This is a genomic window from Virgisporangium aliadipatigenens (assembly GCF_016863615.1).
Taxonomy (GTDB): domain Bacteria; phylum Actinomycetota; class Actinomycetes; order Mycobacteriales; family Micromonosporaceae; genus Virgisporangium; species Virgisporangium aliadipatigenens.
In genome coordinates this window covers 1-22,610 of the sequence record NZ_BOPF01000043.1, presented here as the reverse complement: position 1 = coordinate 22,610, position 22,610 = coordinate 1, and the positions used below count along the sequence as shown (strand labels likewise).

Annotated in this window: 22 protein-coding genes, 1 tRNA gene and 1 other RNA gene; 19 read left to right on the top strand and 5 right to left on the bottom strand. The window is 71.0% G+C overall.

Annotated features, from left to right (window positions below; translation table 11 throughout):
- Positions 1–35: 35 nt before the first annotated feature.
- Positions 36–1,664, top strand: a complete 1,629-nt coding sequence (gene pruA, locus Val02_RS39465) for an L-glutamate gamma-semialdehyde dehydrogenase (RefSeq protein ID WP_203904445.1) — start codon at positions 36–38, stop codon at positions 1,662–1,664.
- Here the strand turns inward: pruA and Val02_RS39460 are convergent.
- A complete protein-coding gene (locus Val02_RS39460; protein ID WP_203904444.1) occupies positions 1,661–3,616 on the bottom strand; it encodes a helicase-associated domain-containing protein in 1,956 nt (651 codons plus the stop codon). The two genes, pruA and Val02_RS39460, sit on opposite strands and share 4 nt — an antisense overlap.
- Before the next feature lie 389 nt (positions 3,617–4,005).
- Between Val02_RS39460 and Val02_RS39455 the strand changes: the two genes are divergently transcribed.
- From Val02_RS39455 to Val02_RS39400, 12 genes are all read left to right on the top strand, one after another.
- Entirely contained in the window at positions 4,006–4,830 is an 825-nt protein-coding gene (locus Val02_RS39455; protein ID WP_239153681.1) for a tryptophan 2,3-dioxygenase, read from the top strand.
- 122 nt (positions 4,831–4,952) lie between these two features.
- On the top strand, positions 4,953–7,328 hold the full coding sequence (locus Val02_RS39450) for a serine/threonine-protein kinase (RefSeq protein ID WP_203904443.1): 2,376 nt from the start codon (positions 4,953–4,955) through the stop codon (positions 7,326–7,328).
- 138 nt (positions 7,329–7,466) lie between these two features.
- Positions 7,467–7,982 (top strand): PadR family transcriptional regulator, encoded by a 516-nt coding sequence (locus Val02_RS39445; protein WP_203904442.1) that lies wholly within the window; start codon positions 7,467–7,469, stop codon positions 7,980–7,982.
- A 29-nt stretch (positions 7,983–8,011) separates the two neighbouring features.
- Positions 8,012–9,130 carry a peptide chain release factor 2 gene (gene prfB / locus Val02_RS39440; protein ID WP_203904441.1) on the top strand — a complete coding sequence of 373 codons (1,119 nt, stop codon included), beginning with the start codon at positions 8,012–8,014 and terminating at the stop codon, positions 9,128–9,130.
- 166 nt (positions 9,131–9,296) lie between these two features.
- Entirely contained in the window at positions 9,297–9,977 is a 681-nt protein-coding gene (gene ftsE, locus Val02_RS39435; protein ID WP_203904440.1) for a cell division ATP-binding protein FtsE, read from the top strand.
- 27 nt (positions 9,978–10,004) lie between these two features.
- Entirely contained in the window at positions 10,005–10,880 is an 876-nt protein-coding gene (ftsX, locus tag Val02_RS39430; RefSeq protein ID WP_203904499.1) for a permease-like cell division protein FtsX, read from the top strand.
- A gap of 109 nt (positions 10,881–10,989) precedes the next feature.
- A complete protein-coding gene (locus Val02_RS48445; RefSeq protein ID WP_203904439.1) occupies positions 10,990–12,231 on the top strand; it encodes a M23 family metallopeptidase in 1,242 nt (413 codons plus the stop codon).
- 38 nt (positions 12,232–12,269) lie between these two features.
- Positions 12,270–12,746, top strand: coding sequence for an SsrA-binding protein SmpB (gene smpB, locus Val02_RS39420; RefSeq protein WP_203904438.1), 477 nt, complete (start codon positions 12,270–12,272; stop codon positions 12,744–12,746).
- Positions 12,747–12,785: 39 nt separating this feature from the next.
- Positions 12,786–13,409: a cellulose binding domain-containing protein gene (locus Val02_RS39415; protein ID WP_203904437.1), complete on the top strand. Its 624-nt coding sequence runs from the start codon at positions 12,786–12,788 to the stop codon at positions 13,407–13,409.
- An 87-nt stretch (positions 13,410–13,496) separates the two neighbouring features.
- Complete coding sequence (locus Val02_RS39410) at positions 13,497–14,792, top strand: SRPBCC domain-containing protein (RefSeq protein WP_203904436.1); 1,296 nt, start codon at positions 13,497–13,499, stop codon at positions 14,790–14,792.
- Between the two features lie 49 nt (positions 14,793–14,841).
- Positions 14,842–15,215: a transfer-messenger RNA gene (ssrA, locus tag Val02_RS39405) on the top strand.
- A gap of 202 nt (positions 15,216–15,417) precedes the next feature.
- The gene (locus Val02_RS39400; RefSeq protein ID WP_203904435.1) at positions 15,418–16,236 is read left to right on the top strand and encodes a TrmH family RNA methyltransferase; all 819 of its coding nucleotides are present in this window, start codon (positions 15,418–15,420) and stop codon (positions 16,234–16,236) included.
- Positions 16,237–16,239: 3 nt separating this feature from the next.
- Here Val02_RS39400 and Val02_RS39395 read toward each other — a convergent pair whose 3' ends face one another.
- The 3 genes from Val02_RS39395 to Val02_RS39385 are packed head-to-tail and all read right to left on the bottom strand — an operon-like array spanning position 16,240 to position 17,941.
- A complete protein-coding gene (locus Val02_RS39395) occupies positions 16,240–16,731 on the bottom strand; it encodes a Rieske (2Fe-2S) protein (protein WP_203904434.1) in 492 nt (163 codons plus the stop codon).
- Positions 16,728–17,264 carry a DUF6529 family protein gene (locus Val02_RS39390; RefSeq protein ID WP_203904433.1) on the bottom strand — a complete coding sequence of 179 codons (537 nt, stop codon included), beginning with the start codon at positions 17,262–17,264 and terminating at the stop codon, positions 16,728–16,730. The genes Val02_RS39395 and Val02_RS39390 overlap by 4 nt, the downstream gene beginning before the upstream one ends.
- On the bottom strand, positions 17,261–17,941 hold the full coding sequence (locus Val02_RS39385; RefSeq protein WP_203904432.1) for a hypothetical protein: 681 nt from the start codon (positions 17,939–17,941) through the stop codon (positions 17,261–17,263). The genes Val02_RS39390 and Val02_RS39385 overlap by 4 nt, the downstream gene beginning before the upstream one ends.
- A gap of 380 nt (positions 17,942–18,321) precedes the next feature.
- Here Val02_RS39385 and Val02_RS39380 point away from each other — a divergent pair, with 380 nt between their 5' ends.
- Genes Val02_RS39380 through Val02_RS39370 form a run of 3 tightly spaced genes read left to right on the top strand, consistent with a single transcriptional unit; the run spans position 18,322 to position 20,432 of the window.
- Entirely contained in the window at positions 18,322–18,678 is a 357-nt protein-coding gene (locus tag Val02_RS39380; RefSeq protein ID WP_203904431.1) for a hypothetical protein, read from the top strand.
- A 55-nt stretch (positions 18,679–18,733) separates the two neighbouring features.
- The gene (locus Val02_RS39375) at positions 18,734–19,426 is read left to right on the top strand and encodes a response regulator transcription factor (protein ID WP_203904430.1); all 693 of its coding nucleotides are present in this window, start codon (positions 18,734–18,736) and stop codon (positions 19,424–19,426) included.
- Positions 19,419–20,432, top strand: coding sequence for a sensor histidine kinase (locus Val02_RS39370; protein WP_203904429.1), 1,014 nt, complete (start codon positions 19,419–19,421; stop codon positions 20,430–20,432). The genes Val02_RS39375 and Val02_RS39370 overlap by 8 nt, the downstream gene beginning before the upstream one ends.
- On the opposite strand, the gene Val02_RS39365 is transcribed toward Val02_RS39370, so the two are convergent.
- Positions 20,422–21,228 carry an S-methyl-5'-thioadenosine phosphorylase gene (locus tag Val02_RS39365; RefSeq protein ID WP_203904498.1) on the bottom strand — a complete coding sequence of 269 codons (807 nt, stop codon included), beginning with the start codon at positions 21,226–21,228 and terminating at the stop codon, positions 20,422–20,424. The genes Val02_RS39370 and Val02_RS39365 overlap by 11 nt on opposite strands.
- A gap of 52 nt (positions 21,229–21,280) precedes the next feature.
- Between Val02_RS39365 and Val02_RS39360 the strand changes: the two genes are divergently transcribed.
- From Val02_RS39360 to Val02_RS39350, 3 genes are all read left to right on the top strand, one after another.
- Positions 21,281–21,625 carry a VOC family protein gene (locus Val02_RS39360; RefSeq protein WP_239153680.1) on the top strand — a complete coding sequence of 115 codons (345 nt, stop codon included), beginning with the start codon at positions 21,281–21,283 and terminating at the stop codon, positions 21,623–21,625.
- 6 nt (positions 21,626–21,631) lie between these two features.
- Entirely contained in the window at positions 21,632–22,318 is a 687-nt protein-coding gene (locus Val02_RS39355) for a YqgE/AlgH family protein (RefSeq protein WP_275415659.1), read from the top strand.
- 76 nt (positions 22,319–22,394) lie between these two features.
- Positions 22,395–22,467 (top strand) — tRNA-Ala (locus tag Val02_RS39350).
- The last annotated feature ends 143 nt before the right edge of the window (positions 22,468–22,610 follow it).

Below are 22,610 nucleotides of genomic sequence, written 5' to 3'. Positions count from 1 at the left end.
GCAATCCTCGCCAATGCAGTCGACGGGAGCACACAATGGATGCCGTCTTCAGCGTGCCGGAGCCGCGTAACGAGCCGATCCGCGCGTACGCCCCCGGTACTCCGGAACGGGAAAGCCTCAAAGCCGCCGTCGACACCCTGGCGGGTGAACGCCTCGACCTGACCATGACGATCGGCGGCAGGCAACGACCGGGCGGCGGGGAGCCGTTCGACGTGGTGCAGCCGCACAATCACGCGCACGTGCTCGGTGTGGCCCACCACGCCACCGCCGCCGACGCGCGGGACGCCGTGGCCGCCGCCAAGGCAGCCGCACCCGCGTGGCGGGACCTGCCGTTCAGCGAGCGGGCCGCGGTGTTCCTGCGGGCCGCCGACCTGCTCAGCGGGCCGTGGCGGGACCGGCTCAACGCGGCGACGATCCTGGGGCAGAGCAAGAGCGTGGCGCAGGCCGAGATCGACGCGGCGTGCGAGTTCATCGACTTCCTGCGGTTCAACGTGCACTTCGGGCAGCAGGTGCTGGCGGAGCAGCCGTTCTCCTCGCCGGGCATGTGGAACAGGTTCGACCACCGGCCGCTGGAGGGGTTCGTCTACGCGATCACGCCGTTCAACTTCACGGCCATCGCCGGCAACCTGCCGATGGCGCCGGCGCTGATGGGCAACACGGTCGTGTGGAAGCCGTCGCCGACGCAGCAGTTCGCGGCGCACTTCACGATGCGGCTGTTCGAGGCGGCCGGGCTGCCCCCGGGTGTGATCAACATGGTGACCGGTGACGGGCTGGCCGTCTCGGAGGTGGCGCTCGCCGATCCGGACCTGGCGGGCATCCACTTCACCGGTTCGACGGGGACGTTCAAGCTGCTGACCCGCACCGTCGGCCAGAACATCGACACCTACCGCACCTACCCGCGCCTCGTGGGCGAGACGGGCGGCAAGGACTTCGTGATCGCACACCCGTCGGCGGAGCCGTCGGGGCTGGTGACGGCGCTGGTGCGCGGGGCGTTCGAGTACCAGGGCCAGAAGTGCTCCGCGGCGTCGCGGGCGTACGTGCCGGCGTCGCTGTGGCGCGACGGCGTGCGCGACGAACTGCTCGCCGCGGCCGAGTCGCTCAGCTACGGCGATGTCACGGACTTCTCGCACTTCGGCGGGGCGGTGATCGACCGGCGGGCGTTCGACAAGCACGCGGCGGCCCTCGACCGGATCAAGGGTTCGGCCTCGTGCAGTGTCGCGGCCGGCGGCACGGCGGACGACTCGACCGGGTTCTTCGTGCGGCCGACGGTCGTGGAGTGCGACGACCCCGGGCACGAAGTTTTCACGACCGAGTACTTCGGCCCGATCCTCGGCGTGCACGTCTTCGAGGACGCGCGCTTCGACGAGGTGGTGGCGCAGGCGGAGTCGGCGGCGCCGTACGCGCTCACCGGTGCGGTCTTCGCGACCGACCGGCAGGCGATCGAGCGGGCGAGTCACGCGCTGCGCTTCGCGGCGGGGAACTTCTACGTCAACGACAAGCCGACCGGTGCGGTGGTCGGGCAGCAGCCGTTCGGTGGCGCGCGGGCCAGCGGCACCAACGACAAGGCCGGCTCGGTGCTCAACCTGCTGCGCTGGGTCAGCCCGCGCACGATCAAGGAGACGTTCGTCCCGCCGACCGATCACCGCTACCCGCACATGGGCTAAGGGGTGGACACCGCGCGGATGCGGTTCAGGGAGAAGACGCGTTCGTCGTCCCTCAGCTGGCACCACGCGCGGAGCAGGTACCCGTCCTCGATCTCCATGGGCTCCACCACGCGTTCGGACCTCCGGCCGTCGGCGTTGATGTAGACGATGTGGACCGGCTCGCCCTTCGTCAGCGCGTCGGTCAGGAGGTCGGCGTCGTACGGCGCCAGTTGCGGGGCGGCGCGGGCGATCGTCACCCGTTCGGGGTGCGCCTGCGGCGTGGGCTCCTCCGCCTGCGGCGTCGTCGCGAGGATGCGTTCCGCCGCGGCCATGGCCTCGTCGGAGCGCATCGGCACGGGCCGGCGACGGATCCGCCGGTACGTGAACGCCGGTTCGGCGCGGCGCTGCGGTGGCAGTTCGATCAGCGGCCGGCCGTCGGCGTCCTCGGCGGCGGGGGCGTATCCGGCGGCGCGCAGGGCGGCCAGGGTGTCGGCCGGCGGCCGGGTGCTCGCGAGGACGGTGGGCGCCAGCACGGTCAGGCCGAGGCCGGCCAGGCGGCGGTCGGCGGCCACCTCCGCGAGCAGCTGCGGGTCGGCGCCGCGCAGGACGCACCCGACGGCGCGCACCCGCATCCGGCCGTGCCGCCGGGCGACGTCGTTGACCAGGTACTCCAGGGCCTGCGGGACGGAGCCGACGGCGCGCAGCCGATCGAGCAGTTCGGGCGCGGCCGTTCCGGAGTCGAGGCTGCGGCGCACCGAATCCGGCGTGAACCGCCACACCGACGCCGTGCCGCGCGCCTCCCGGACGGCGCACCCGTCGAGCAGCTCACGCAGTTCGACCGCGGGAGAACCACCGACCACGGCCGTGAGGTCCGCCTGGAACGTCGCGCCGCGCTGCGGTGCGACCACGAGATCACCGGCCACCGCCGCCACGTCGCCGCCGTCGCGCAGCGCGCGCCCGAGCGGGGTCAACACCCCGTGAGCCACGACGCCGAGCAGCGCGGCCTCCGTCCACAGTCCCGCCGCGAGCCGCTCCAGATCCTCTGGGGGAACGGCGAGAGGGGCGTGCCAGTGCAGCAACCGCGGCACCAGTTCGCCGTCGCGGGGCAGGGCGCCGGCGAGGTCGGCGAGCACGTCGAGCAGGGTCGTGCGCAGCGGCAGCGGCTCCTGGTAGCCGGCGCGCAGCGGCGTGCCCCCGGCGCCGGGCGCCCCGGCCAGCTCCAGCCACGCGTGCAGCAACGTCGCCAGCCGCTCGGCGGGCTCCTCGGCGGCCCACGCGTCGTACTCCGGGGTCGGCACCAGCTCGGAGTCGTCCTCGGCGAGCAGGCCCGCGCCGCCGGCCAGTTCGAGGAAAAGACCCGCCGCGGCCGGCGAACCGGCGACCCGCGCCAGCCGCCCCACCTCGCGCGCACCGACCCCGCCGGCCTTCAGAAGTGCGACCGGCGTCGCCTCGACCACGGCGGCCACCCCGTCGAGTGCGGCCGCGGCCGCGGCGGCGGCCTCCCGCGCCACGGTCTCCGGGGCCGGCACGCCCAGCGGCGGCAGCGGCGGATGCGGCTCGAACGGCGCCCGCCACTCCTCCCCGCGCAGCGCGAACGCCACTTCGCGGGGCATTTCGGCGCGGGCCCAGCCGTCGCTGACGAGAATGCCGTGTTCTATCGCCCAGCGTAGTTCCGGGGGAAGGTAGCCTTGCTCACCCTCCGTAACCGGATGGACGGTCGCGAGGCGCTCCAGAGTGGGCCGCAGCTCCTCCGGGACATCGACCATGATGCCTGCGATGACCTCCGGCGTGCCGAGGTGCGCGGAGAGGGCGGCGAGCAGTTCGGGCTTCGGTCGACCGGCGAGCGGGCATCCGATGTTGGTGGCGATGCGCCGCAACTCGTCCACCGGGCGGGCGGAGAGCAGTGTCGCGGCCGGCCGCCCGAACCCCAGCGGGAACGCGAACCAGTGACGCAGCGGTCCCGCGAGGACCACGGATTGTCCGTCCGGCCACGCGAGCGCGCGTTGGTACAGGACCTCCAATGCCGCACAGAATTCGCCGCTGTCTGGGATTTGTCCCAGAATTTGGGACAGATCCAGACGTGGCACACTGTGAGCATTACCTACTAGGAGGACTTGCGCCGCTTCGAGGAGTTGTACAGCGGGTGCGCAAAGTGTCGTGACGACATGGGCCACATGGTGTTGCTGAGATAGCCGTCCGGCCAGGTCACCAACGGTTTTCGGGCTGGGGGGAGCGGTACTCTCGGGGCGCCGCACCAGGATGTCGGACAACGCGTCCGCTTCGAGGCTGGCGAGCCACCGGGACATGGAGAGGGCGGACACGGTACACGAATCTACGCCCACAGGGCGTACCGTGACCGCTCGTGAGCCGCGATCACATCATCGACGTCGCCGAACCCGCCGTCACGGGTTCTGCCGTGCGTCCACGCGGTGGTGGTGGGCTGACGTACGGCTCCTACCTCCGGCTGGCCGACCTCCTGGCGCTCCAGGTCCCCGAGTCGGACCCGGTGGCCCACGACGAGTTGCTCTTCATCACCATCCACCAGGTCTACGAGCTCTGGTTCAAGGTGATGCTCTCGGAGCTCGTCGACGCGCGTGATCGCATGCTCGCCGGTGAGACGTACGTGCCACGGGTCCGGCTCCAGCGCTGCCACGTCATCGAACGCACGCTGGTCCAGCAGGTCGACGTGATCGACACGATGGCACCGCAGGACTTCGCCGAGTTCCGCGGCGACCTGGGGGCCGCGTCCGGCTTCCAGTCCAGCCAGTTCCGCGAGATCGAGTTCATCTCCGGGCTCAAGGATCCCGACTACACCCGGCGCTTTCGCGGCATCCCGCAGGAGGAGGCCCGGTTACGCCGCCGCTTAGCCGAGCCGACCCTCTGGGACGGCTTCGTATCGTTGCTCGACAAGGCCGGCTTCGAGGTGTGCACCGCCGAGGAGCGCTTCTCCGCCTACAAGCTGATCAGCGCCGACCGCGAGCGGTACAGCGCGCTGTGGGACCTCGCCGAGGCGCTCCTCGAGCACGACCAGGCGTGGGCGCTCTGGCGCGGCCGTCACGTCCTGATGGTCGAACGTCAGATCGGCACCAAGCCGGGCACCGGCGGCAGCAGCGGCACCTCTTACCTGCGTTCCCGCGCCGACCTGCAGTTCTACCCGGAGTTGTGGCAGCTCCGGACCCGCATCTGAAGCACGTCCGGGCGCACCTGCGCAAGGCTGTCCCCAATTCGTGCCACCTGCCGCCCATACTCCGACGACATGGCGCCCGCGCTTTGTAGCGTTTGCGATCGATGGTTGGGGGAGGCGTTGACATGAACACCCTGCTGGACGGCCGCTACCGGCTGACGGCCGAGATCGCCAGAGGAGCGATCGGGGTCGTGTGGCACGCGATCGACACCAGCACGGGTGAAGCGGTCGCCGTCAAGCTGCTCAGGCCCGAGGCCGCGGCAGTCTCCGAACTGGTCACCGGCTTCCTCGCGGAGGCCGAGATCCTGGCCGGTCTGGATCACCCCGCCATCGTCCGGGTCCGCAACCTGATAACCAGCCCCGAGGCCACGGCGCTGGTGCTGGACCTGGTCGGTGGAACAGACCTTCGCCGGCGGCTGCGGTCTGGGGGGCCGTTGTCGCCGGCGCAGGCCGCGAGCATCGGCGCCGAGGTGGCCGGCTCGCTCGAATACATTCACGGCAAGGGCATCACCCACGGCGACGTCAAGCCCGGCAACCTGCTGCTGCCCGCCGACGGCGGGATCGTGCGGCTGGCCGACTTCGGTGTGGCGCGCCGGCGGGACGAGGCGCCCGGGGCCATCCTGGCGACGCCGGAGTACGTGGCCCCCGAGGTGGTGGCCGGCGCCGTTCCGGAGCCCCCCGCCGACGTGTACGCCCTGGGCCTCGTCCTCTACGAGTTGATCGCCGGCCGCAGCCCGTACCGCGGCGGAACGCCCAGCGAGGTTCTCGCGCGGCACGCCGCGTGCGTGATCGTGCCGCCGCCGGGTGTGCCGGACCGGCTCTGGACGATCATCGACTCCTGCGTGCAACTCGACCCGCGGCTGCGGCCCGGTCCGGCCATGCTCGCCGCGCGGCTGCGCGACGCGGTGCCGGCACTCGCCGGGTTCCCGGCGGGCGACGCCGTGCCGATCGACGCCGTGACGTTCTGGCCGCGTTCGGCCGAGGTGACGGCTCCCGTGCCGGTGCCCGTTCGCAAGGTCGAATGGGTGCCGCTGTCCACGTCGGACACACCGACGGTCGCGCGCATGGTCGCCGTGCCGGTGGCCGACACGACCCGGATCACGCCGGGCACGCAGGCCGCGCCGGTGTCGCCGGCTCCGGCCTCCGCTCCGCCCGTGGTGGTGGGTGCCACCCCGGCCGGTGCCGTTCCGGCGGCGTCCGCGGCGCTCGGGGGTGTTTCCGGGGGTGCCGCGGCGGCCCGGGGCGCCTTGGGGGCGGCTTCCGCCGGGGACAGCGATGTCGCCGTGCCGGGGCAGCGTGTGCCCTCGGGCGTGGCGGGTTCCGGCGCCGCTGTCGGTGCCGGCGGTGTCGCTGCGGCTGCCGGCGTCGGCGCGGGCGCAGTCGGTGCGGCTTCCGGCGGGTCCGGCGCGGGCAACGGTGTCTCCGGCGTTGCCGGCGGCGCGGCTTTGGGTGCTGCCGGTGCCCGCGCTGTAGGTGCGGCTTCCGGGGGCGGCGGTGCTGCCGGTGACGGTGGGGCCGGTGCGGCTTCCCACGGCGCGGGACACGCCGGCGGCGGTGTGGCTTCCGGTGGGGTGGATCCAGTGTCGCCGGCCGGGCCGGTGTGGCCGGGACAGGCTTCGGGTGCGCCGGTGTCGGGTGCGCCGGTTTCCGGTGCGGCGGGTTCGGTGCCTTCGCAGGGTTCCGCGGCGGGTGCGGGTGTCGGCGGTGCGCCGGTCTTCGGGCCGCCGCACGCTCCGGTCTCCGGTGGCGCGCCGATGTCCGCGGTGCCTTACGCGCCACCGGTTTCCGGCGGTGCGCCGGTCTCCGGGGGTGCTCCCGTTTCCGGTGGGGGTGCCGGGTTCGGTGCGTCGCAGGCGGTTTCGGGCGGTGGCGTCTCCGCGGGGGCTTACGCGGCGCCGGTTTCCGGAGTGCCGGGCGGTGGTCCCGGGTCGCCGTGGGCGCGTCCGACAGACGGTGCCGAGCCGGTCGTGGCGGCGATGGCGTCGGGTGCGCCGGACGGTGCGACGTCGTTCGTGGGGAGCGACGGCCACTACGGCCCCGGCCCGGACGGCGGCGCGCCGCCGACCGGTACGCGGCCGGAAAACAAGCGGCGGCAGCGGATTCTCGTCGGCACCGGTGCGCTGGCGGCCGTGCTGGTGCTCGTTCTCGGGGGCATCTTCGCGGCCAACGCGATCGGTGGTGGCGACAAGCCGAACAAACCCACGGGTGTCGTCGTGGGCGACCCGAGCCCGTCGGCGCCGGCTCCGTCGAGCCCCGCTCCCACGCCGTCGAACGCCGTCCCGCCGAGCGCCGTTCCCAGTAGCAGCGCGGGAAACAACGGTTCCGGCGGAAACAACAACGGCGGAAACAACAACGGTGGCAACGGAAACAGCGGCAACGGCGGAAACAACGGCGGCGGCTCGAACGGTGGCGGTTCCTCCGGCGGTGGAAACGGTGGACAGCCCGGAATCGGCGATCCGCTGCCCACCTTCCCGGGCGTGCCGGTCGGTCCGCGACCCTGAGCGTTGGACCGGAGCCCTTTGCGGGCCGGGCTCCGGTCCACTCTCGACTGTCCTCCTGCGACAGTGCACAGTGGATCGAACACAGTGGAGTTGGTCGAAAACCTGGACTACTGACCGTTCAGGTGGCACTTTTGACGCATGGCCGAATCCGGACTCAATCCCACCGCGGCGGCGTTGCTCGGGCTCCTGCACGAGGGACCGATGACCGGCGGTCAGCTCATGTCCTCCGCACAGCGCCGGCTGGGCCCCTACTGGTCGATGACCCGTAGCCAGGTCTACCGCGAATTGCCCGCCCTCGCCGAGGCCGGTTTCGTCAAGCTCGGCAAGCCCGGTGCGCGTTCGAGTCAGCCGTACTCCATCACGCCGGCCGGTAAGCGGGCGTTCGTGCGGTGGCTCGGGGAGCCGTCGTCGCGTGAGGTGTTGCGCAGCCCGCTGGCGTTGCGGGTGGCGTTCGGGGCGCACCAGTCGGCGGCCCAGCTTCAGGCGGCCTACACCGAGGCTTCGGAGTACCACACGGCCGCTCTGGCCGAGGCGCGGGAGCAGGCGAAGGAGTCGAAGAAGAACGGCGACGACTTCGGTTCCGCGTCGCTGGAGCTGGCGGCGGCGTACCACCGCGCCGCGTTGGCCTGGCTGAAGAACGCGCCCGGAAAATAGCCGGGCGATAGGGCGTAGTCTTGGCAGCTGTGACCGCTGCCGAACACGCTGATGCGCTTTCGTCCCTCGATGCCACTTTGCGCAACATCGAGGTGGTGCTCGATCTGGACCGTCTCCGTGCGGACAAGGCCGCGCTCGAGGAGCAGGCGTCGGCGCCGGACCTGTGGGACGACCCGGCCATCGCGCAGCAGGTGACGTCGCGGCTGTCCTACGTGCAGGGCGAGATCAACCGCGTGGAGAAGCTGCGCTCCCGGCTCGACGACGCCAAGGTGCTGCTGGAGCTGGCCGAGGCCGAGGACGACAGCGGTTCGCTCGACGAGGTCGGCTCCGAGGTGACGGTGCTGCGCAAGGCGATCGACGAGCTCGAGGTGCGCACGCTGCTCAGCGGCGAGTACGACTCGCGTGAGGCGTTCGTGACGGTGCGCTCCGGCGCCGGTGGTGTGGACGCCGCCGACTTCGCCGAGATGCTGCTGCGGATGTACCTGCGCTGGGCGGAGCGCCACGGCTACCCGACGGAGGTCTTCGAGACGTCCTACGCCGAGGAGGCGGGGCTGAAGTCGGCGACGTTCGCGGTGCACGCGCCGTACGCCTACGGGACGCTGTCGGTGGAGGCGGGGACGCACCGGCTCGTGCGGATCAGCCCGTTCGACAACCAGGGGCGCCGCCAGACGAGCTTCGCCGCGATCGAGGTCGTTCCCGTGGTGGAGCAGACCGACGAGATCGAGATCCCCGACGACGAGATGCGGGTGGACGTGTACCGCTCGTCCGGCCCGGGTGGTCAGGGGGTCAACACGACCGACTCGGCCGTGCGGATCACGCACCTGCCGACCGGCATCGTCGTCTCCTGCCAGAACGAGCGTTCCCAGTTGCAGAACAAGGCGACGGCCATGGGCGTGCTCAAGTCGAAGCTGCTGGCGCTCAAGCGGGCCGAGGAGGCCGCGAAGATGGACGCGCTGCGCGGCGACGTGGCCGGTTCGTGGGGCGATCAGATGCGCAACTACGTACTGCACCCGTATCAGATGGTGAAGGATCTGCGGACCGAGCACGAAACGGGCAATCCGGCCGCGGTGCTCGACGGCGAGATCGACCCGTTCATCGAGGCGGGGATCCGCTGGCGGAAGCAGCGTCAGCTGACGACGACCAACTAGATCACCCGTTCGGGCACGGGTCGTGAGGTAGACATCACGTCTTGGTGTATTGGTCTTGCGTAGCCCCGTAAATCGTGCATGATTCTGCCCGGCATTCCGGGCAGAACGCACTTACCGCACAACGCACCACTTGGCGCAGCGGCTACACCGCGTAGACTCTGCCCCCGTGATTCAGCTTGAGCGCGTGACGAAGACGTATCCCAAGGCGTCCCGGCCGTCGCTGGACGACGTGTCGGTGTCCATCGAGAAGGGCGAGTTCGTCTTCTTCATCGGTCCATCCGGGTCCGGCAAGTCCACGATGATCAAGCTGTTGCTGCACGAGGTGACCCCCACGAAGGGGAAGGTGCTGGTCAACAGCAAGGACGTGACCGCCATGCGGTCGTGGCGCATCCCGGCGTTCCGCCGTTCGATCGGATGCGTCTTCCAGGACTTCCGGCTGTTGCCCAACCGCACCGCGTTCGAGAACGTGGCCTTCGCCCTCGAGGTGATCGGCAAGTCGAAGGCGGTCGCGCGCCGGGTCGTTCCCGAGGTCCTGGAGCTCGTGGGCCTCGGCGGCAAGGAGCACCGGTACCCGCAGGAACTGTCCGGTGGTGAGCAGCAGCGCGTGGCGGTGGCGCGGGCGTTCGTCAACCGGCCGCTGATTCTGCTCGCCGACGAGCCGACCGGTAACCTCGACCCGGACACGTCGATCGAAATCATGCGCCTGCTCGACCGGATCAACCGCACCGGCACCACGGTTGTCATGGTCACCCACGACTCCAACATCGTTAACCAGATGCGTCGTCGGGTCATCGAAATCGAAGGCGGTCGGATCGTCCGCGACCAGCCGCGCGGCGTCTACGGCTGATCCCGGAAGGAACTGTTTTCCCCGATGATGCGCGTCAAGTACGTCCTGACCGAGGTTCTCACCGGTCTGTGGCGAAACGTGACCATGACCGTCGCCATGATCATTACCATGGCCGTCTCCCTGACCATGCTCGGTGCCGGTGTCCTGCTGTACTGGCAGGTCAACGAGATGGAGACGTTCTTCAACACGAAGGTCGAGGTGTCGATCTTCCTCCGGACGGACGTCACCGAGGAGCAGCGCAACGGGCTGCAGTCCGACCTCAAGGCTGACCCGCTGGTGCGCGAGGTCAACTACGAGAGCAGCGAGCAGGCCTACGAGAACTTCCGCAAGCTCTACGCCGACGCGCCGGACCTGGTGGAGTCGGTCAAGGCGGACACGCTGCCGCAGTCGTTCCGGGTGAAGTTGAAGGACCCGCAGCAGTTCCAGGCCGTGTCGGACAAGTACCGGGCCCGTCCGGGCATCGACGAGATCGTCGACCAGCGGCAGCTGCTGGGCAAGGTGTTCGGCATCCTCAACTCGATGCAGAACCTGGCGCTGGTCGTCGCCATCGTGCAGGGCGTCGCGGCACTGCTCCTGGTCGCCAACACGATCCAGGTGGCGGCCTACAGCAAGCGGCGCGAAGTGGCGGTGATGAAGCTCGTGGGCGCCTCGAACTGGTTCATCCAGGCGCCGTTCGTGCTGGAGGCGGTGTTCGCCGGCCTGATCGGCTCGCTGCTGGCGTTCATCACGCTGGTGCTGGCGAAGTGGCTGCTCATCGACGGTTCGTTGAAGTCGTTGGCGAGCCTGTTGACGCCGGTGCCGTGGAGTCGGATCTTCCTGATGCTGCCGATCCTGGCGGGCATCGGGTCGCTCATCAGCGCGGTGACCGGCTGGATCACGCTCCGGTTCTACGTACGGGTGTAGAAAACCCCAGAAAACGCCCGGCGCATGCGGTTTTGAATCAGACCGCTGCGTCGGGCGTTTTTGTGTAATACACGCCTATATCGGGACAACTCATGGTTACCGTGGGTCAATGGGCGTGTACCGAAGGTTCATCTCCCTGGTTGCTGTGCTGCTGAGCCTGGCTCTGGCCGTTCCCGCGAATGCCGATCCGAACGACGACAAGGCGCGACTCGACAAGCAGCTCGACGCGGCCTCGGCGCATCTGGAGGCGGCGACCGAACGCGCGCAGCAGGCGGCCGCCGACTACGCCGCCGCTGTCGCGGGCCTGCCGGCGGCGCAGTCCGCCGTCGCCGAGGCCGAGGGCCGGGTGGCCGCCGCCGAGGTGAACGTCCGCGAGGCCGGCCGGCAGGTCGACGCGGCCCGCACCGTCCGGCACGACGCCGACCGCAGGTACGTCGAGGCCGGGGCCGGCGTGGCCCGCGCCCGGGAGGAGGTCGGCAAGCTGGCCGCCACCACCTACAAGGGCGGCGACATGCTCCTGCTCGACTCGATCGTCACGTCCGGGTCGCCCGAGGTCTTCGCCCAACGCATGGGCTACCTCGACCACGTCGCCGCGCACCGCAGGAGCGTGCTCGACGGGCTCGTGGCCGCCCGCGCGGTGCTGCGCCAGGAGCAGGCCGCCACCGCCGCCGCGCACCGGCGGGCCGAGGAGGCGGAGTCCGCCGCCCGCGACGCGTTGACCAGGAGCCAGGCCGCCGCCGACGAGGCGAACCGGGCCCGCGACCGGGTGCAGCAGCTCGTGGACCAGCGCCAGGCGGCCCTCGACGTGGCCAACGCCGAGCGCGGAGCCGTCCTGGCCAAGGTCGAGGAGCTGAAGGCGGAGAGCGCGCGGGTCGAGCAGGAGCTGCGCGACGCGGAGAACCGGCCGAGCGGCGACCCGCGGGTGCCCGTCCCCTCGGGGGGCGGCTTCTTCGGGATGCCGGTCGCCGGGCGCAAGTCCAGCAGCTTCGGGATGCGGTTCCATCCCCTGTTCCACAGCTGGATCCTGCACAGCGGCCTGGACATCGGCGCGGGCAGCGGCCAGTCGATCCTCGCCGCCGCCGACGGCCAGGTGGTCAAGGCCGGCTGGAGCGGCGGCTACGGCAACTACACCTGCATCGCCCACGGCCAGTACCAGGGCAAGGGGATCGCGACCTGCTACGGCCACCAGTCCGCGATCCTCGTCCAGGCCGGGCAGCAGGTGCGGCGCGGCCAGCTGATCGGACGGGTGGGTAGCACGGGGAACTCCACCGGCCCGCACCTGCACTTCGAGGTGCGCATCGGCGGCAGCCCGGTCGACCCGGAGAAATGGCTGCCGGGATGCCTGTGCTGAACGGATAGGATTGATCCTTCGCAAGCACAGGAGGATCAATGCCCCGCGAGAAGGGTCGGAAGGTCGTCGCGTCCAACCGCAAGGCCTACCACGACTACGCGATCCTCGATACGTACGAGGCCGGCATGCAGCTCACCGGCACCGAGGTGAAGTCGCTGCGGGCCGGCCGGGCCAACCTCGTGGACGCGTTCGCCGAGGTGCAGTACGGCGAGGTGTTCCTGCGCAACCTGCACATCCCGGAGTACACGCAGGGCACGTGGACCAACCACGAGCCGCGGCGCACCCGCAAGCTGCTGCTCAAGAAGATGGAGATCGCCCGTCTCGCCGGCAAGATCAAGGAGGGTGGGGTCACGCTCATCCCGCTGGCGCTGTACTTCTCCGACGGCTGGGCCAAGGTCGAGATCGGGCTCGCCCGCGGTAAGAAGACCTACGACAAGCGGCAGGACCTCGCCAAGCGCGATGCCGACCGGGAGATCGCGAAAGTTGCCGGCCGGCGCAACAAAGGTCGCGACTAGCCCTCGCGAGACTGGGACGATTCAACTAACGTCCCTGCGGTGGTGGTTCGGCCAGCGGTGGTTATCCGGCATACGGCGGCACGGCCGATCAGCGGGTGGACCGCCATCGTGCTCGGCGTGGCCGTCACGCTGATCGCCAGCCTCGTCGCGCTGACGCTCACCGACAACGACTCCCGCGACACCCGAAACGCCGGGCTGCCGCTGCGGCCGCCGGCCGTCGAGGAGTCCAGCCCCTCGACGGAGCCGGCCGAGTCGAGCGCGCCCGCCTCGCCCAGCGCGTCGGCGACGCCGAGCCCCTCCCGTTCGCGGACGCCGTCGCCGAGTCGTTCGCCGAGCCCCGCCGCGCCGAAGCTCACCGCGAAGTACGCGACCACGCAGCAGTTCAACAGCGGGCACTTCGGCACGGTCACCGTCAAGAACGCCGGTTCGGCGGCGGTCGACTGGAGGGCCGCCGTGGAGTTCGTGGCCGGGTCCCGGGTCACCCGCGCGTGGGTGGTCAGCGGCGACCAGAACGTCGACGCCGACCGCACCGACGACGGCGTGCGCCTCTCCGGCCGGATCGCCGCCGGATCGACGATCGTCGTCGCCCTCTCGGTCAGCCGCCCGGAACGCACGAGCGCCACGCCGCGTTCCTGTGTCATCAACGGTGTCCCCTGCCAGTAGGAATACCGGTCAGTAGTCGAGGAAACGCACACCGGAGCCGGACATTGTGGGCGGTCGTGTGCTGCGTGACGGAAATATAGTCGGACCGTGACGGAAATCCGGCTCGACGTCGATGTGGCGCATCCGCCCGAACGGGTCTGGCGCGCGCTCACCGACGCCGCCGTGCTCGCCGGATGGTTCGCGCCCGCCAAACTGCGCCCGGTCGTCGGGCACACGTTCCGGGTCGAGGCCAAGGGGCAGCCCGGGTTCGAGGAGCCCATCGACGCCGAGGTGCTGGAGGTCGACGCACCCCGGCGGCTCGCCATGCGGTGGCGTGCCCCCGAACTCGACGCCCGCGTCAGCGTCTCCATCGCCCGCGTCGGCGGCGGCAGCCGCGTCACGCTGCGCCAGAGCGGGTTCTTCGGCATGCAGGGGCTGCTGCGGCGGCGCGTGCTGCACCGCACCTACACGGAGATGCTCGGCCGGCGGTTGCCGGAGGCGCTCGACCGGTTGGCCGTCGAGGACGGCAAGCGCGGCCCGGTAGGAGCGGCCCTCGCGCGGCGGCTGGCCCAGCGCACCAAGGGTGCCGACCACTCCGGCAGCCGCCGCAACGCCCGGCCGTACCAGCGGCGGGGCGGATTCGCGCGGCGGTTGCGCGCCGTCGGGCGGGTCACCGTGACCCGGCCGTTGCATCTGGAACGGACCGTGCCGTTCGCCAGGCGTTCCCCCGCACACGGAAGGCGCGGGCACCGCCGGGACGGACGGCTGCACGCGCTCGGCGGCGCCCTCACCCGGATGGCGCAGCGCATCCGGCCCGACGCCCGGGGGCGGCACGTCGCGGTCGGCGCCGGCCTGCTCCTGGTGATCGCGCTCGTCTCGCTGATCGTCGTGGCCGCCACCCTCTCCTACCCGCCGGGCAGCCCGCTGATCGGCCCGGGCAACGGGCAGGGCCACGACGGCTACGCCGAACTGCCCGGCGGCACCCGTCCCCCGGCCAGCGCCGGCGCGTCCCGTGGCGGGTCCGCGTCCGGCCAGCCGGCCGAGCCCTCCGGCGTCCTGCCGACCGCCTCCGGCGGCGCGCACCTGGGCCCCAACCTGACCGCCGTCTACCGCACCGAGACCGTGCGCCTCGGCGGCTACCGCGGGGCCGTCACGATCAGCAACCCCGGCGGGCAACCCGTCGAGGGCTGGACCGTCGTGCTGACCCTGCCCGTCCTGAACCTCACCATCCGCAAGACGGCCGGGGCGCAGATGAAGCAGGACGGCGACCGGTTCGTCTTCACGCCGTCGCCCGACACCCGCCTCGTCGGCCCCGGACGCACCGCGCTGTTCACCTACGAGGCCGACGGGGTGGGCAAGCCGACCGCGTGCACCGTCAACGGCCAGGCCTGCGGCGGGATCTAACGGGATGCCGCCGGCGAGCTAGACTGGTACGGTCTTGGTTCAACATCCAGGGGGTGACTGGTTTCGACTTTGTTCGTAGCGACAGGGGAAGCGAGCCGAGGAAGCCGACATTGTCTCGTTAATCAGTGGTCGGAAACCAATAAGCGCCAACTACAAGCGCTCTGATCTCGCTCTCGCTGTCTAAGCGAGTTTGAGATCTGTCGGTCCGGGAGTGCCTTCGGCCCGGTCACCGGCATCAGCTAGAAGGCTGGCCAATCCGGACCCGTTGCGGGGCCGGGGCGGCGAGATTTAAATGCAACTGGGCCCGCCACACCGACTCGCTCACGTGATCGGAGGGGCCGAGTAGAGGCACAGTGAGCTGCGCTCGGAGAAGCCCTGACAAAGCGGCGAAGGACCCGGGTTCGATTCCCGGCACCTCCATCGAGTCGCCTGGGAGCCTCATGTCCGCGGAGTGCGCGGACCTGGGGCTCCTCGGTATTTGTGCGCGGACTTCGTCCGCGCGAGGCGGGGGCTTCGCCACCCGCACCCCCGTTGGGCCGGGCTTCGCCGGCGGCGGGGCGCTGCCCCTGCACCCCATCGGTAGGCGCTGTTCGTCCGGGTTTTCGCTGGCGGCAGGATGGTCTTCGTGGAACCGCAACTTGACCTGCAGCAGATCGGTCTCTCGCACCCTCGGGTGAAGCAGGTGCTGGACATTCAGCGCAATACGGCGCCCAACCGGCACAAGCTGTTCGTGGCTGAGGGGCTGTGGGCGCACAACCTGCTGCTGGAGACGGGTGCTCCGGTGGAGTGCTTCTTCTGGTGTCCGGAGGCGATCTACTCCGACGAGGCGCGGAAGCGGAGTTCGGAGATCGCGGCGCGGGCCTATCGGGCCTACCGGGTGTCGCCGAAGACGATGGAGCGGATCTGCGAGCGGGAGCGGCCGGACGGGATGGTCTCCATCGCGCAGTTGCCGGCGTGGGATCGCGACGAGCTGAGCTTCGGGGACAGCGCGCTGGTGCTGGTCGCCGACGCGGTGGAGATTCCGGGGAACCTCGGCACCCTGCTGCGCAGCATGGACGCCGCCGGCGCGGACTGTCTCGTCATGACGAACCGGCGCACCCGGCTGACCCATCCGAAGGTCTTCAAGGGGAGTCAGGGAATGTGCCTGACCATGCCGTCGGTGGAGTTCGACGAGGTCGAGGACGCGGCCATCTGGCTCAAGCGGAACGGGTTCTCGGTGTACCTCGCGGACACCGACGACGCGCGCAACTACCGCGAGGTGGACTACCGGGGCCGGGTGGCGTTCGTCGTGGGGAGCGAACGGTACGGGATCTCCAAGGCGTGGTACGCGCACGGGTTCGGGCGGGTGTTCGTGCCGATGCTCGGACGGGCCGACTCGCTCAACGTCAGCGTGTCGGCGTCGGTCCTGCTGTACGAGGCGCGCGCACAGCAGGACCGCTGGTAGGCCTCAGGCGAGCGTGATGGCGTCGCCGGTGACGTTCAGGCGCTTGGGGGGTAGGGGCTTGGTGGCCGGGCCGGCCTTGACCGCGCCGTCCGCCAGGGCGAACTTGCTGCCGTGGCAGCCGCACACGATCGTGCCGCCCTGGATCGACGTCACCGTGCAGCCCTGATGGGTGCAGGTCGCCGAGAACGCCTTGAACGTCCCGGCCGTCGGCTGGGTCACCACGACGCCCTGTTCCTTGAAGATCTTGCCGCCGTTGACCGGGATGTCGGCGGTGCGGGCCAGCGGTGCCGGGCCGCCCGCGGGCGGGGCACCCGAGGCGGGTGGTGTGCCGGCCGGGGACCCGCCGGACGGCGGCGGGGGAGAGGCGGCGTCCACGCCGTCCGGTGGGGGCTCGTCGGTGGATGTTCCCCCGTAGACGGAACAGCCACCGAGGGCGGCGGCGGCGCCCACCGCGAGCAGCGCGCGGCGACCGGCGCAGGGATCGAACGTCGTCACAGCGCGACTCCCGTCGTGGAGAAGAACCAGAACGCGGAACTGAACCAGAGGACCACGAGCGCGGTGAAGACGAGCCCGCCGGCGAGCGGCAACGCCCAACCGGGTACGCCCTTGCGCGGCAGGATCAGCATCTTCACGGTGAACGCCCCGAAGAAGAAGCACCCCATGATCGAGTGGACGGTGGTGCGCAGGTCGTAGGTCTGAAAACCGGCCGCGTACAGGCAGTGCACGGCGACCGGCGTCGCCAGCAGGAAAGCGATGCGCCCGGACCAGCGGTGCAGCCCGCCGGTCCAGGACGGGGCCCGCACCCCCGGCACCTTGCCGTACATCACCAGCGCCGACGCCAGCTGCACCAGCGCCAGCACCACCGCGCCGGTGGCGAGCCACGACTTCGCCGCGAACCCGCTGGAGAACCCGGCCAGCGACACCCCGACACCGGTCGGGCCGTGCAGCTTGCCGTACACGCCGAGGGTGAGCGCGACCGCGGCACCGACGGCGGCGGGGACCGCGAGACGCGCCGCCTTGGCCGTCATAGCGGCGCCCCCGTCACGGGAACGGCCTTGATGGCGCGGCCGTCGAGCGTGGCGGTGCCGCTCGCCGGGTCGAGCACCGGCGCCGGGGCGACCTCGTCACCGCGCCGCTGGATGCCGACCTGGCCGTCCGGCGTGACGATCCAGCCGACCACAGTCGCCGCCTGGGTGGCGGCGGCCTGCTCGACCGCGCGGAAGAGCCCGTTGGGCGCCTGGACCGGCTGCGCGGTGAACGTCAGGTCCCGCCCGGCGATCCGCACCGTCCCGGCGAGGGCGCCCTGGCCCAGCTTGGCCGAAAGCGTTGCCCCGTCGGCGTTTCCGGCGAGCGTGAACGCGGTGCCGTCGGTCGTGCCGCCCTGGTACCAGGCCTCGACGCGCTTGCCGTCGCAGACGTAGCCGACGGCGCTGCGGCCGTTGACTGCGACGGCGATCGAGGCGCCGAGCCCGGCGATGCTCCCGGCGTACGTGGTGGGCGGGCGGTCGGGGACGGTCGGGGCGCTCGGGCTGGGCTGCGCGCTCGGCGACGGCGGTACCGCCGGTGACTCCGCGGCGGCCGCGGCCGCGGTATTGCGCGCCGCGCGTTCCGCATCGCGATTGGCCGCCGTAATACTCAGACCTAATACGGTCGCGGCGACGAGTGCGCCCGCCGCGATCGTCACATATGGACCCTTCAATTTCATCGTGTGCTCCGTCGGGAGGAGAGATTGCGTGGATCGTCTGCCCGCCTCCACGGCCACGGAAGGCATCGCGGTTCAATCGGACCGGTCGGATAGGCGACAACGCCCTGCTCGGACGGTTGGCCGCCAAAGTCTGACCGGGTGGCCACTATGGAGTCGGATGCCGTGTGGTTTGCGGCGTTCCGGGCCGGAGCCCATCTCAGAACCGCTACGCTTCTGCTGTGTCACAAGGGATGTATTTCCCCTGTGGCGCAATCCCTCCCCAAGGGTTCCTCCACACAAGCTTCGTCTGTGGAGGTCAGCAAAAAATGAAGTCCGTACGTCGAATCGTCTCAACCGCCGTTCTCGGAGTCGCGCTGGCCGGTGCCTTCGCGAGCCCCGCGATGGCGTCCCCGCATCACCAGAACCACGACGACACCACGAAGTTCTCCGCGTTCCTGCGCGGCGACGGCTGGGGTGTCTTCAACGCCACCCTCGATGAGGACGGCCGGTTCTGCTACACGCTGTTCGTCCGCGACACCGACGCCGACGAGGCCCGCATCGAGCTCGGCCGGCGCGACATCTGGCTCAACGACCTTCGTCGTGGCCGCTCGGTCGGCTGCAAGTGGCTGTCGGACAACACCGCCTGGCAGCTCCTGCACAGCCGGCGCAACGCCGAGGTCGTTGTCGAGGAAGACGGCCCCGGTGGGGACGAGCTCGAGGGCAACCTCCGTCGCCAGCGCGGCGACGACTGGCAGTAATTACGGTTCGCTGACGTGATCGGGTCGTCGTCGACGACCGCCGTACGCTCGGCCTGTGGGGCAGAGTGTGCTGGTCGTCGACGACGACCCGACCGTGAGCGACGTCGTCCGGCGATATCTCGAACGCGCGGGGCTCGACGTCCACCTCGCCGGCGACGGCGTGTCGGCGCTGCGGGCGTTCGAGACCGGGCGGCCGGACCTTGTCGTGCTCGACCTGATGCTGCCCGGCATCGACGGGCTCGAGGTGTGCCGGCGGATGCGGGCCGCCCGTAGCGACGTTCCGGTCGTGATGCTCACCGCGCTCGGCGAAGAGGCCGACCGGGTGCTCGGACTGGAGATCGGTGCCGACGACTACGTCACCAAGCCGTTCTCTCCCCGGGAACTGGTGCTGCGTGTGCAGTCCGTGCTGCGCCGCACCACCACGGTTTCGCCGGACAGCGGCCTGCTCACCGACGGGGCGCTCACCGTCGACGTGGGACGGCGGGAAGCGAAGTTGCGCGGTGCCGTGCTCGCCCTGACGGTGCGCGAGTTCGACCTGTTGACGTTCCTGATGCGCCGTCCCGGCAAGGCTTTCCGCCGCGCGGAGCTGCTGGATGCCGTGTGGGGCTGGACGTTCGGCGACCAGTCCACTGTGACCGTCCACATGAGACGGTTGCGGGAGAAGGTCGAGGCGGATCCCGCGCAGCCGCGCCGCATCGTCACCGTGTGGGGCGTCGGCTACCGCTACGAGACCGGCACCGATGGCTGACGTCGCCTACACGTTCGTCATCGCGCTGAGCGGGTCGCTCGCCGTGGCGCTGCCCGGGCTGTTGCTGCTGCGGCTCATGCGGGCGGCGGCGATCGCTGCGCACATCGCCGTTCTGCTCGCCGTGGCGATCCTCGCGGTGCTCGCCGGGATCGTCGCCGCGTCGATGCGGATGTTCATCTCCGAGCACGACCTGCAGGTGCTGTTCGTCGTCGTGTCGGCCGCCGCGGTGGTGTCGTTCGCCGTCGCGCTCCCGGCCACCCGGCGGCTCGCCGCCGCCGCCATGTGGGCCGCCGAGGCGAGGGAACGCGAACGCCGGCTCGAAGCGAGCCGGCGCGAACTCGTGGCGTGGGTGTCGCACGACCTCCGCACGCCGCTGGCCGGCATGCGCGCCATGGCCGAGGCACTGGAGGACGGCGTCGTCGCCGACGAGGCCACCGTGGGCGAATACCACCGGCGGCTGCGCGTCGAGGCCGATCGCATGGCCGGGCTCGTCGACGACCTGTTCGAACTGTCCCGGATCAACGCCGGCGCGCTGCGCCTCACCACGCACGCCGTCGCGCTCGGGGACGTCGTCTCCGACGCGGTCGCCTCGGCCGCACCGATCGCCGCCGCCCGGGGAGTGCGCGTCGTGGCCGCTCCGGGCGGCTGGCCGGTGGTGCTCGGTTCCGAGCCGGAGCTGTCCCGCGTCGTGGCGAACCTGGTGCGCAACGCCGTTCGGCACACCCCGGGCGACGGCACCGTCGTCATCTCCGGCGGGCTCACCGGATCGGGCGCCACCGGCTGGATGGCCGTCAGCGACGGGTGCGGCGGCATACCCGAGGCAGACCTGCCGCGCGTGTTCGACGTGGCGTTCCGCGGAACGACAGCACGGACCCCGGCGGACAGCGGGGGAGGCCTCGGCCTCGCGATCGTCCGAGGCCTCGTCGAGGCGCACCGCGGCACGGTCTCCGTCGCCAACACCGACGACGGCTGCCGCTTCGAGGTGCACCTGCCCGCTACGACGTAGGCAGCTCCGGCACGTCGATCCCGGCCAGCGCGTCCCCGCAGCCGCACGAACGCTCGCCCGGCAACGCCTTCACCGCGTCCAGGAGCACCCCGCGCAGCCGGTCGGTGTTCTCCCCGAAGACGCGGAACACCTCCTCCATGGTGACGCCGTGATCGCCCTCCACGCCGGCGTCCAGATCCGTCACCAGCGCCACGGCCGAGTAACACAGGGCCAGCTCCCGCGCCAGAACGGCCTCCGGATGGCCGGTCATGTTGATGATCGTGCCGCCCATCGCCGTGTACGCCCGCGACTCCGCCCGGGTCGAGAACCGCGGCCCCTCGACGACCACCATGGTGCCGCCGTCGGTGGCCGCGATCCCGTTGCCGTCGGCCGCCGCCAGGATGGTGCGCCGGCCGGTGGGGCAGTACGGGTCGGCGAAGTTCACGTGCACCGCGCCGCTGTCGTAGAACGTCTGCACCCGCCCACTTGTGCGGTCGATCAGCTGATCCGGCACCACGAACGACCCCGGCCCCAGCTCAGGCAGCAGCCCGCCGACCGCGCACGGCGCCAGGATCTGCCGCACGCCGAGCGCGCGTAACGCCCACAGGTTCGCCCGATAGGGGATCCGGTGCGGCGGGAACCGGTGATCCTTCCCGTGCCGCGGGAGGAACGCCACCCGCCGATCGCCGACGGTCGCCACCGTCACGGCATCCGACGGCGGCCCGTACGGCGTATCGACCCGAATTTCAGTGGCGTCGGGCAACAAGGAGTACAGACCCGAGCCGCCGATCACGGCAATGTCAGCAGTCGCTGCGATGTCCACCCGCAGAGGCTAACCGTGGAGCGGGGGCCAGGCTAATGTGCGTGGCATGGCGTTGACACCCAAGATGGTCACGATCGACTGCGCGGACCCGCAGGCGCTGGCCAGATTCTGGACCGAGGCCGCCGGCTACAAGGTCGACGGCGACTGGTCCTTCTTCGTCATGCTCAGCCCGGCCGAAGGGGAGGGCATCGCGATCGGCCTGCAGAAGGTTCCCGAGCCGCGGGTGGCGAAGAACCGGGTGCACATCGACTGGACCAGTGACGACCGCCCGGCGGAGATCGAACGGCTGAAGAAACTAGGCGCCACGGTAGTCGGCGAGGAAACCATGCCGGGCCTGTCCTGGACCGTTCTGGCGGATCCCGAGGGCAACGAGTTCTGCGTGGCCGGGTAGGGCGCCGTGCAGCCAGGTCAGGGAGGCCCCGCGGACGCCGCGGGCGGCGCCGGAGGCGCGGGCTCGGGCGGTTCGGGGCCCGGCGGGCTCAGCAGCGGTGGCGGTCCCGGCTGGCCGGGGGCGTCGAAGGGGCGTTCGACCGAGTCGCTGACCGGCCGGCTGCTGGTCGCCACCCCGTCGCTGCGCGACCCCAACTTCGAACGCACCGTCGTGCTGCTCGTCGCGCACGAGGAGGGCGGCGCGCTGGGCGTCGTGCTCAACCGCGCCACCGAGGTGCCGGTCGCCGAGGTGCTCGGCCCGTGGGGCACCCTCGCCGACGACCCCGCCGTTGTCTTCGAGGGCGGCCCGGTGCAGCCCGAGGCGGCCATCTGCCTGGCGCGCGCCCGGCCCAATACGGCCGAGCTGGACGGGTTCAACCGCGTCTCGGGAGTGCTCGGGACGGTGGACCTCTCCACGGACCCGGAGGCGCTGCGGGCCGGAGTGCTCGGGGTCCGGGTCTTCGCGGGCTACGCCGGCTGGTCGCCCGGGCAGCTCGAGAACGAGATCGAGACCGGCTCGTGGTTCGTGTTCGACGCGCTGCCGGGGGACCCGTTCGCGGGGCGGCCGGACGACCTGTGGCCGATGGTGCTGCGCCGGCAGGGCGGGCTGCTGGCCGCGGTGGCGCACTTCCCGGCGGATCCGTCCCTCAACTGAGATACCCGGTGTGGGGCGGGGCGGTGGGGTGTGTACTATTGCGCGAGTGCCCGACGCTGAGGCGGGGGTACGAAATGGGGCCGTGGCGCAGCTGGTAGCGCACCACACTGGCAGTGTGGGGGTCAGGGGTTCGAGTCCCCTCGGCTCCACCCGAGATTGCAGAGGGCGTATGCCTGCGGAAAGCGCAGGCATACGCCCTCTCGTCATTTCTCTCCGGGGGCCGAGCCCCCGGACGCCCCCACGATCCCGTGCGTTGCGGTCGTGGGCTTGTGCGCTGCGGCTCATCTTGGTT